The sequence below is a fragment of the uncultured Sphingomonas sp. genome (assembly GCF_936927845.1).
GTDB lineage: Bacteria > Pseudomonadota > Alphaproteobacteria > Sphingomonadales > Sphingomonadaceae > Sphingomonas.
Genome location: NZ_CAKZHV010000015.1, coordinates 1 through 10303 on the forward strand (window position 1 = coordinate 1; position 10303 = coordinate 10303).

Here is a 10303-nt window from a genome sequence, read left to right on the forward strand (position 1 = left end):
CTCGGATGGCAGTCATGAGAGCGTACGTTTTCGACCATCCTCTCACCGGTCCCCGTGAGGTGGTACCGCGATTATCACGGTGTGTGAGCCGGCTTTGGCAAGTGGAAGGGTCGGGGATATCGATCGGCTGTCCCGGACGTGAATCATCGGCGAGCGGCACGGTGCGGGCCTTCTGCTGACGAGAAAGCGGAAAGGACGGATCAAGCCTTGCCGCGCGATTTGCAGGATCGTGCAGTTGCCGCTCGAACGCTGTGGTCCATCGTGTGGGACCACAGCGTTCGCCGCCGGAATGATGGCACCGATCATATCCCGAGGCATCGGCGATAGGCGCGGAAGCGGGAGGCGACGACACGTCGCCGGCGGCACGATGTTCTGAAGGTTATTTACTCGGCGTCCACGGCCTTCAAAATCGCCCGCCCGTAAGCGGTCTTCTTGAACCGCTCGCCGGCGTCCCGCGCCTGGCCCGCTGTAATGAAGCCCATCTCGTACGCGATCTCCTCCAGGCAGGCGATCTGGACGCCCTGGCGATGCTGGAGCGTGCGGACGAACTCGCCGGCTTCGAGGAGGCTGTCGTGGGTGCCGGTGTCGAGCCAGGCGTAGCCGCGGCCCATCTGTTCGACGTAAAGGTCGCCCGCTTCCATATAGAGGCGGTTCAGATCGGTGATTTCCAGCTCGCCGCGCGCGGAGGGCTTCAGGTTGCGCGCGTATTCCACCACGCGATTATCGTAGAAATAGAGGCCGGTCACCGCATGGTTGGACTTCGGCGCCGCGGGCTTCTCTTCCAGACTCACCGCACGGCCGCCGTCGCCGAACTCGACGACGCCGTACCGCTCGGGGTCCTCGACTTGATAGGAGAAGACGGTCGCGCCGCTCTCCCGCGCGACCGCGTTCGCCAGCAGTTCGGGCAGGCCCGCGCCGAAGAAGATGTTGTCGCCCAGCACCAGCGCCACGTGATCGTCGCCGATGAAGTCCGCGCCGATGGTGAAGGCCTGCGCGAGCCCGTCGGGGCTCGGCTGCTCGGCATAGGACATGGCGATCCCGAAGGCGGAGCCGTCGCCGAACAATCTTTGGTAATTGCCGAGGAACTCGGGGCTCGAGATGATGAGCACGTCGCGGATGCCCGCCAGCATGAGGACGCTGAGCGGATAGTAGATCATCGGCTTGTCGTAGACGGGCAGGAGCTGCTTGTTCACCGCGAGCGTCGCCGGGTGGAGCCGCGTGCCGGAGCCCCCGGCGAGGATGATGCCCTTCATGGTTGCGTCTCCGTGGGGCGCGTCGTGGGTGCGCCGATCAGTTCGTCGAGGATGTCGGCGAGCGCCTCGGGCCAGGGGCGCGGCGCGATGCCGTAAGCGGCGCGGATCGCATCGTGGCTGAGGAGCGAATTGGCGGGGCGCCGTGCGGGGGTCGGATAGTCCGCGGTGGTGATCTCCGCGACCGCGGCGCTCGCGCCGCCACGGTGGGCGGACTGGCGGAAGATCTCGGCAGCGAAGGCGGCCCAGGTCGTCGCGCCCGCGTTCGAGAAGTGGAACGTGCCGGTCGGCGCCTCCGCATCCTCGACCAGCCGCACCGTGATCGTCGCGAGCGCGCGCGCGAGGTCCGCGGCGCTCGTCGGCGAGCCGTGCTGGTCCGCGACGACGCGCAAATGGGGATTGGTCGCGGCGACGCGGAGCATCGTCTTCACGAAATTGTTGCCGTGCGCGGAGACGACCCAGGCGGTCCGCACGATCGCATGGCGCGCGCCCGAGGTGCGCACTGCAAGCTCGCCGCCGAGCTTCGAGGCGCCGTAAACACTAAGCGGCCCGACCGCATCGTCGGGCGCCCATGCGCCCTCTTTGTCGCCCGGGAAGACATAGTCGGTCGAGACCTGGACGAGCGGGATGTTCGCCGCGGCGCAGGCCGCCCCGAACGCCGCGGGCGCCATGGCATTCACTGCCCAGGCGGTGACGAGGTCGCTTTCCGCCTTGTCGACCGCGGTATAGGCGGCGCCGTTGATGACCGCGGCGAACGGGCGACCCTCATGCCCCGCGGCGACACGCGCGGCGATCGCCGCGGTGTCGGTCAGGTCGAGATCGGCGACGTCGATCGCGACGACCGCATAGCCCGCGGGCCAGGCGACGCACTGGAGCTCGGTGCCGAGCTGGCCGTTCCCCCCGGTGACGAGAACGGGTAGAATGGCCGACGTGTCGACAGGTCGATCCGTCTCCGTGTCGGTCATGCCGCGACCCCGCGGCGCTCGGCGGCCTTGGCGGCGACAAGCGGGCGCCACCACGCCTCGTTGGCGAGATACCAGTCGACCGTCTTGGCGATGCCGCTCTCGAAGGTCTCGGCGGGCTCCCAGCCGAGCTCGTCGCGGATGCGCGAGGCGTCGATCGCATAGCGCTTGTCGTGCCCGGGCCGGTCCGCGACCGAGGTGATCTGCGCGGCATAGCTTTGGCCGTCGGCGCGCGGGCGCCGCTCGTCGAGGATCGCGCAGATCGTGCGCACGACCTCGATGTTCTGCTTCTCGTTGTTGCCGCCGACATTGTAGGTGCGGCCGACCGCACCGCGCTCGAACACCGCCTGCAATGCGCGGACGTGATCCTCGACGAACAGCCAGTCGCGCACCTGATCGCCCTTGCCGTAGACGGGCAGGGCCTCGCCATCGAGCGCCTTGGCGATCATCAGCGGGATGAGCTTCTCGGGGAAATGGTACGGCCCGTAATTGTTCGAGCAGTTGGTGATGAGCACCGGCAGCCCGAAGGTATGCCCCCAGGCGCTGACGAGATGGTCCGACCCGGCCTTCGACGCCGAATAGGGCGAGCGCGGATCGTAGGGCGTCTCCTCGGTGAAGAGCCCGGTGTCGCCCAGCGACCCGTACACCTCGTCGGTGGAGATGTGGTGGAAGCGGAACGCCCGCTTCGCGTCCTCGTCCAGCCCCAGCCAATACGCCCGCGCCTCGGCCAGCATTGTATAGGTACCGACGACGTTGGTCTGGATGAACGCCCCCGGCCCGTCGATCGAGCGGTCGACATGGCTCTCCGCGGCGAGGTGCGTCACTACGTCGGGGCGGAACTCCGCGATCGCCGCGCGCACCGCATTCGCATCGCAGATGTCGCCCTGGACGAAGCGGTAGCGGTTCGACGAGGCGACCCGCTCGACCGTCGACAGCGTGCCGGCATAGGTCAGCTTGTCGAAGTTCAGGACCTCGTGATCCGTGTTCTCGATGAGGTGCCGGACCAATGCCGAGCCGATGAAGCCGGCCCCGCCGGTGACGAAGATGCGCATGGGGTCGGTGTCCTTCAGGAAAGCGGTTCGAGCGGGCAGCCGTCATAGGCGAACGGACTGTCGAATTGGCTAAGCGTCGGCTGGCGCCGATCCTTGTCGGAAAGCTCCGGCGTGACGCCGGGGGGAAGCGGCCAGTCGATCCCGACGCTGTCCCACGCGATCCCGTCGTCATGCTCGGGCGCGTAGGTGTCCGAGCATTTGTACACGACCTCGCAATCGGACTCGAGCGTCACGAAGCCGTGCGCGAACCCAACGGGCACGAAGAGCTGGTCGCCGTTCTCCGCGCTGAGCTCCGCACCCACCCATTGGCCGTAGGTCGGCGAGCCGCGCCGCACATCCACCGCCACGTCGAAGATTCGCCCGCGGACACAGCGGACCAGCTTGTTCTGCGCCCGCGGCGGGGTCTGAAAGTGAAGGCCACGCAGCGTGAACAAAGGCCTCGAAAGCGAATGATTGTCTTGCACGAAAGTCACGTCGATCCCGGACGCGGCGAATGTGTCACGGTTGTAGGTTTCGGTAAACCAGCCGCGCGCATCGCCGAAGCGACGGGGATGAATGAGGCGGACAGGCGCGGGCACCAGGACGCCCTTAAAGTTTGACCCTGCCATCCGCAATCTCGTGCTGCCATGCAAGCACTACGGAGTAATCGTCCTAAGGGGGTGTCGGGCGTCTATTTATTCCAACAGGCGCTTCGCTGTGCTTTCTCAGCACGTCGTTGAACGCTTCCGCCATCAGCGACTGGAGGCTCTCCGGCTCTGGCGGCGTGCGCATGGCGAAGCTCATCCCGGGGGTGAACAAGCCCACGATCTACTTCCTGCTCCCGGGTCTCCGGGCGCGCATGGGCGCAAGACCCGGCTTTGCTTCTGGTGCGGCAGGTGTCGGCGTATGAGTACGTAAGTTTGTGAAGCTGGGTTTGCGGCTCACAATTTCATCCCTGCTAACCGTGATGCTTGTCGCGGCGTCCTCGTGTCTAGTTGTCGACATGCCTTCACGAAGATGTCGCGTACGTCGGTTGCGGCCTTACCAGCGTGTTCGGTCACGGTGACGCTGCCGCTGGCGGTCGCGTGACATTAAGCCGCGCCGCGCGCACCTCCCCTGCCTCCTTTTCGCTTGGGCGGTGACGAGCCAGTCGAATAGATGACGGATCGCGGCGAGCCGCTGCTTGACCCAGGGTGCCGCGACATCGCGCCCAGTTCCTCGATCCACGCTGTGATATGGATTGTCGGATCTGTGCCGGCGCGCGCGCGCCGCTCCGCACACCAGGCGAGAAAGTCGCACGCGCCGCGCATGTGCGCGTTGCGGATCGCCGCGACGACGAATTCGAGGAAACGCGCCTGCGCCTCGCGGTAATGATCGTGGGCAGGAGATCGCTGAAGGAATCCCTCAAAAGGCGCGATTTTCGACATGTCGACAAGTGTTGCCCTCGACATATGGCCGAGTAGTAATAACTGTTTGGACAGTGACGGGTGGGCACCAAGGGGGTAACGGCGGCGTATGAACCGGCAGGACCTGTCTCGCTCCCGGCAGACGCAGCGCGCGTGGCACGTCATCGCCCTTGTGACGGCCGTCGCGACGCTCGCGCCCGGAATTCTCGCAGACGCGCAGACGCGCTCGGTGCGCGACACCGCGACCGCTTACGGAGCGCGGCTCAACGCCAAGGGCGAGCCTGCGAACCTCAATCCCAATCGCATCAACAATCGCGTCAACAGCCGGCTCGATACCCGGCTTAGCCTCCGCATCGAGCGCTATCGCCCCGACAGCACGGCCCCTGTACATTGTAGGGACGCAGATTCACGGTAGGCGTCGTCGTCATCGGGCGACCTATTTTCGCAGGTTCTCGATCCCGAGTTCGTGCCACATCCATGTGAAGTCGTAGGTCGCCATCGGATCGTTGGAGTCGTGTTTTGCGCCGCTGCGGTTTTCGAGGTGCTTGAGCCATGTCGTCAATCGGTCGCGGCCGGCCGCGGTCTTGGCGGCCGCGCGTGGGGTGATGTCGCCGAGCATGCCGATCGGTTCGTCGAGGGTGGCGCGGTACTGGCGGTCGAGCATGGTGTGGACGAGCGGGGTTGCGACCTCCGGCGGAACACTCGGGGCGGGTTCGGAGGTGGCCAGCCCTTCCACCCGCGCCGCCATGGCCTGCTCGACGGTTTCGATGGTGGTGAGCGGGGTACCGACCAGTCCGGCCAATGCATCGGCGATGATAGCGGTGCCGCGCCCGGCACGCTCGGCGGAGGTGACGGCAAGGATAAGGGCGCGGCCCTTCAGCTCGATGTTGCCGAGCACCGGGGTGCCGTCTTCCATCGTCACGCCCCAGCTCATCTTGCCGGTGGCTCTCGTGGTCTTGCCGGGCTTGTCGCCCAGCCAGTTCCAGAAATGGCTGGTTTCACGCTGAAGCGCGGGCAACGTGTCGAGCCGCTCCCCGATCAGGGCGTGGGTGGCACCGCGCGCGAAGGGGAAGCGCACGCGGTGGAACACCACTTCCTCACCGTCACTGTTGTGCAGGACCGGGATACCCTCCGGTTCCAGGGTGCGGGGAACGATGTCGAACAGCCAGGCAGTAGTGATCAGGACGGGCAACGCGCGCAGCTTTTCATCGTCGAGTATGAGCGGGGTGCGCGGACTGCGCTTTCTCTCCGCCCGGCGGAGACCCCGCACCAGATCGTCGGCCGCCTCCATCGGGAACGACAGCAGCCCGCCCGACAGGAGATGCCTGCCCCCGACCTCGACGACACGGGCACCGATCCGGTCCCATTGCTTGAGCGTCTGCGAGGCGCTGCGCTCGGACACGCGCACCGGCGCGCCGCCCCGGATCAGGTCGCGGACCAGAAAGCCGTGGCCGGGTTCGACCTCGCTGACCTCGTACAGGCTCATCACCGACGATCGGAGCGCACGCATATAGGCCTTGGCGGGGCCGCTCTCGTTCCAGCCCCGGCGTTTGATATAGTCGTCGACGATGTTGCGGCCGTCGGGGGCGACGGCGCGCGTCAGCAGGTCCTCGAACGCGCAGCCCCATAGCACGCCGGCCCAATGATCGCCGACGATATCGGCGAGGTCTTCGTAGCCGAAGTCGAACTCGTCCATCGCCAGTTCGAGATGATCGCCGAGCGCCTCGCCGAGATGGTCCGCCCAGGCAGGCGAGGTGGCGAACTTCATGAGACCGGACAGGTCGTGGCCCCGCTTCACGCCGCTTCTCCTTGCTGCTGGCGATACGCCGCAACGATGCGCGAGACGGTGGGTTCGCTGACGCCGTAGAGCCGGGCCATCTCGGCCCCCGACTTGCGGCCCGAGGTGACGGATTCGGCGATCTCGCGGCGCTGTTTGTCGGCCAGCTTGCGCCGACGTCCACCGATCCGCCCCTCGGCGCGCGCCTGCGCCAAGCCGGCGCTGGTGCGCTCGCGGATCATCGCGCGCTCGAATTCGGCGAAGCTGCCGACCATCTGCATCATCATGCGGCCTGCGGCCGTGGTGGTGTCGATCGCCTCGGTGAGCGAGCGGAAACCCGCGCCGGCCGCTTCGATCCGGTCCATGATGTGGAGCAGGTCCTTCAGGCTGCGCGACAATCGGTCGAGCTTCCAGACGACCACCACGTCGCCCGCGCGCAGCTGCCCGATCATCTCGTGCAGCTTCGGGCGATCCCAGCGCCCGCCGCTGGCGGTTTCCTCGAACACGCGCCGGCAACCGGCTGCATCCAACGCGCGAGCCTGCGCGACGTTGGACTGCTCCTCGCCCTTCGACACGCGGGCATAGCCGATCAGATAGGGTATGGTGTCCAAGCGCGCGCCTTTCCCAAACGACCGTATCCGGAGGCCGGATCGGCCGCCACGGATTTCCGCCGCCTTCCGCCTTTCACAATCCTCTTTCATTCAGCCGCCCAATGGCAAGGGCTTTTTGAAGGATAATGAATGCCCGCACGCATTCCGATGACCGCGCGGCAGCGCACCGCACTGCTGGCGCTGCCCGACAGCGAGGCGGCGGTCATCGCCCACCACAGCCTCGACGCCGGCGATCTGGCCGCGATCGGCACCGCGCGGACGCCGACGACCCGGCTCGGCTACGCACTGCAACTGTGCTGCCTGCGCTATCCGGGGCGCCACCTGCGCGCGGGTGAATTGCTGCCGGCGATCATGCTCGACCATATCGCCGAACAGGTCGGCGTGGAGGCGAGCGTCATCGCCGACTTCGCGAGGCGCACGCCCACCCGCTACGACCAGCTCGCCGCGATCAAGGCGCGTTTCGGGTTTCGGGATCTGAGCCGGCCGGTGCGCGCGGATCTGATGACATGGCTTGCCGAGGCCGCGATGCCGGTCACCGACGGATGCGCCCTGCTCGATCGGTTGCTGGAGAAGATGCGCGCGGAGCGCATCGTCATTCCCGGCATCAGCGTCGTCGAGCGGATGGCGGCCGAGGCGATGCACCGCGCCGAAACCGATCTCATCACCGCAGTCGATCGCAGCCTTGATGCCGAAATGCGTCGTCGGCTCGACACGCTGGTCGATGGGAAAGTCCATGACCGGCAGAGCCGCCTGTCCTGGCTGCGCGAACCGGACCCCCGCGTCGCCCCGGCATCGCTCGACGCGATCGTCGAAAAGGTGAGGCTCATCCGCTGGACGGGCGTATCGGCGCATCCGGTCGATCCGGCCCATGCACCGCGCCTCGCGCAATTCGCGCGCGAAGGGCTGCGCTACACCGCGCAGGCCTTCCAGCAGATGCGACCCGCCCGTCGCAAGACCGTGCTGCTCGCCACCCTGCGCGAGATGGAGGCGACGCTCACCGACGCGGCGATCGCCATGTTCGGCGCGCTGGTCGGACGGGCCCGCCTGCGGGCGCGCAAGCGGCTCGAGCAACGGGTCGCCGTGTCGAACCGGGAAGGGCGCGAACGCCTGCTCCGCGTCGCGGTCCTGCTCGAGACGGTGGCCAGAGCGGCACGCGCCGGCGAGGATGTGGGCGCGGCCGTCAACCGGATCACGACGCTCGACACGCTCGATGCCGATGCCGCGATCATCCGGCGCACCGCATCGTCGCACCGCGATGACATATTGGGCGAGATCGCGCCGGAATACCGCGCCTTCAAGCGCAGCGGTCCGGCGTTCCTGCGTGCGTTCGACTTCCAGGGACGGGCGCATACGCAGAGCCTGCGATCGGCGATGACGATCCTCGCCGACCTCGACGGCGACTGGCGCAGATCGCTGCCGGACGACGTGCCGCTCGGTCATGTCGAACGGCGCTGGCGGCGCCATGTCGGACACGCCGGTGCGATCGACCGCGCATCCTGGGAAATGGCGACCTACGAGGCGCTCGCGAGTGCGTTGGCGTCCAGCGATATCTGGGTTCCGGCCGCAAAGGTGCATCGCGCGCTGCGCGCATTGCTGGCGCCGGCACCAAGCGCCCCGCCCAGGCCGGCGATCCTGCCCGGTGATGCGCATGCCTGGCTCGATGAACGTGCGAACCGCATCGACACGGCCCTCCTCGCGGTCGAGCGCAACCTTGGCCAGCGCGACGCCATATTTTTCGAAGGCGACCGGCTGCGCTTTCCCAAGGAGCCATCGGACGATACCGACCGCGATGGCGGGCGCCGCTTCGCGCTTGCCTGTTACGCCAGGTTGCCCGCCACCCGTATCACCGACCTTTTGTCGCAGGTCGATCGCTGGACCGGTTTCACCCGGCACTTCGGCCATGTCTCTACCGGGCTGCCGCCCGGTGATGACCGCGCCTTTCTCGCCACGCTGATCGCGGAGGCGACCAATCTCGGTCTCTCGCGCATGGCCGAGGTTTGCGGCGTGGGGTCACGACGAACCCTTCTGCGGATGCAGACATGGCACATGCGCGAGGAAACCTTCCGCGCCGCGCTCGCCTGCCTGACCGATGCCATCCATGCCGAACCGCTTGCCGCCTGGTTCGGACAGGGACGTCGCGCGTCGGCCGACGGGCAGGCATTTCCCCTGGGCGGTCCCGGCGAGGCGAGCGGAAGCGTCAACGCGCATTACGGGCGCGACCCGGTGGTGAAGATCTACACCACCATCACCGACCGCTACGCCCCGCTTCACCAAAGCGTGATGGCCGGCACCGCCGGCGAAGCGATCCATGCGCTCGACGGCATCCATGGCCATGCGGCAGGAGTCGATCCCGCCACGCTCCATGTCGATGGAGGCGGCGTATCCGACATCGTATTCGCGGTCAGCCACCTGCTCGGGCTGGATTTCGAGCCGCGTATCCCGCGCCTGTCGGATCGCCGCCTCTACGCCTTCGAGCCGGCACGCCGCTACGGCAGGTTGGCGCCGCTGTTCGGGCGTCGGCTCGATCGCGACCGCATCGTACCCCACTGGCCGGAAATCGCGGAGGTCATCGGCGCGATCCGGAACCGCACGGTCACGCCATCGCTGATCCTCGGCAGACTCTCCGCCCAGCGTCAGCAAGGCGGGCTCGCCGCGGCCTTGCGCGAAATTGGGCGGATCGAACGCACCCTGTTCACCCTGCGCTGGTTCGAGGACGCCGACCTGCGGCGCACCGTCACCGCCGAACTGAACAAGGGCGAGGCGCGCAACAGCCTCGCCCGCGCCGTCGCCTTCCATCGCCTCGGTCGCTTCCGCGACCGCGGCCTCGAGAACCAGCAGACCCGTGCCGCGGCCCTCAACCTCGTCACCGCCGCCATCATCCTGTTCAATTGCCGCTATCTCGGCCGCGTGGTCGAGGACATGCGGCATCGCGGCGTGCAGGTCGATCCGGCGATGCTGGCAAGCCTCTCGCCCCTGGGCTGGGACCGCATCAATCTCACCGGCGACTACGTCTGGGCCGAAAACCTCGAACTCGACGCCGATGGCTTCACGCCTCTGCTCGCCAAGCCGCTACCGTGAATCCGTGGCCCAATAATGTACAGCGGCCAGGTAGTGGGTCAGGATCCGATGCCAGGTCTGCGTCTTCATCCTTGAGATCGTCTCGTGAGTCTTCGAGAGCTCCTGCAGGTCGTTGATTCCGGCCACCAGCGGGTCGACGTAGCGCTGCGTCGCACCGATCCGCAGCATGTGCAGGATGACCTGCGCGT

The 10303-nt window shown here is 67.1% G+C and carries 10 protein-coding genes and 1 pseudogene; 2 read left to right on the forward strand and 9 right to left on the reverse strand.

Annotation, left to right across the window (positions count from 1 at the left end):
• Positions 1-383: 383 nt before the first annotated feature.
• The 6 genes from rfbA to Q0579_RS02515 form a co-directional block, all read right to left on the reverse strand.
• Positions 384-1253, reverse strand: coding sequence for a glucose-1-phosphate thymidylyltransferase RfbA (rfbA, locus tag Q0579_RS02495; protein WP_298808765.1), 870 nt, complete (start codon positions 1251-1253; stop codon positions 384-386).
• The gene (rfbD, locus tag Q0579_RS02500; protein ID WP_298808766.1) at positions 1250-2215 is read right to left on the reverse strand and encodes a dTDP-4-dehydrorhamnose reductase; all 966 of its coding nucleotides are present in this window, start codon (positions 2213-2215) and stop codon (positions 1250-1252) included. Before rfbD ends, rfbA begins: the two co-directional genes overlap by 4 nt.
• A complete protein-coding gene (rfbB, locus tag Q0579_RS02505; protein ID WP_298808768.1) occupies positions 2212-3264 on the reverse strand; it encodes a dTDP-glucose 4,6-dehydratase in 1053 nt (350 codons plus the stop codon). The genes rfbD and rfbB overlap by 4 nt, the downstream gene beginning before the upstream one ends.
• Before the next feature lie 14 nt (positions 3265-3278).
• Entirely contained in the window at positions 3279-3872 is a 594-nt protein-coding gene (gene rfbC, locus Q0579_RS02510) for a dTDP-4-dehydrorhamnose 3,5-epimerase (protein ID WP_298808774.1), read from the reverse strand.
• A gap of 43 nt (positions 3873-3915) precedes the next feature.
• Positions 3916-4068, reverse strand: coding sequence for a hypothetical protein (locus Q0579_RS18250; RefSeq protein WP_366522251.1), 153 nt, complete (start codon positions 4066-4068; stop codon positions 3916-3918).
• 266 nt (positions 4069-4334) lie between these two features.
• On the reverse strand, positions 4335-4670 hold the full coding sequence (locus tag Q0579_RS02515; protein WP_298808770.1) for a hypothetical protein: 336 nt from the start codon (positions 4668-4670) through the stop codon (positions 4335-4337).
• Between the two features lie 88 nt (positions 4671-4758).
• On the opposite strand from Q0579_RS02515, the gene Q0579_RS02520 reads away from it, so the two are divergent.
• Positions 4759-5064, forward strand: coding sequence for a hypothetical protein (locus Q0579_RS02520; RefSeq protein ID WP_298808771.1), 306 nt, complete (start codon positions 4759-4761; stop codon positions 5062-5064).
• A 21-nt stretch (positions 5065-5085) separates the two neighbouring features.
• On the opposite strand, the gene Q0579_RS02525 is transcribed toward Q0579_RS02520, so the two are convergent.
• Positions 5086-6447: a hypothetical protein gene (locus tag Q0579_RS02525; protein ID WP_298808772.1), complete on the reverse strand. Its 1362-nt coding sequence runs from the start codon at positions 6445-6447 to the stop codon at positions 5086-5088.
• Complete coding sequence (locus tag Q0579_RS02530) at positions 6444-7037, reverse strand: recombinase family protein (RefSeq protein WP_242122362.1); 594 nt, start codon at positions 7035-7037, stop codon at positions 6444-6446. The genes Q0579_RS02525 and Q0579_RS02530 overlap by 4 nt, the downstream gene beginning before the upstream one ends.
• A 147-nt stretch (positions 7038-7184) precedes the next feature.
• Here Q0579_RS02530 and Q0579_RS02535 point away from each other — a divergent pair, with 147 nt between their 5' ends.
• A complete protein-coding gene (locus tag Q0579_RS02535) occupies positions 7185-10115 on the forward strand; it encodes a Tn3 family transposase (protein ID WP_366522253.1) in 2931 nt (976 codons plus the stop codon).
• 27 nt (positions 10116-10142) lie between these two features.
• Here the strand turns inward: Q0579_RS02535 and Q0579_RS02540 are convergent.
• Positions 10143-10303, reverse strand: a pseudogene (locus tag Q0579_RS02540) (IS110 family transposase); the annotation flags it as partial.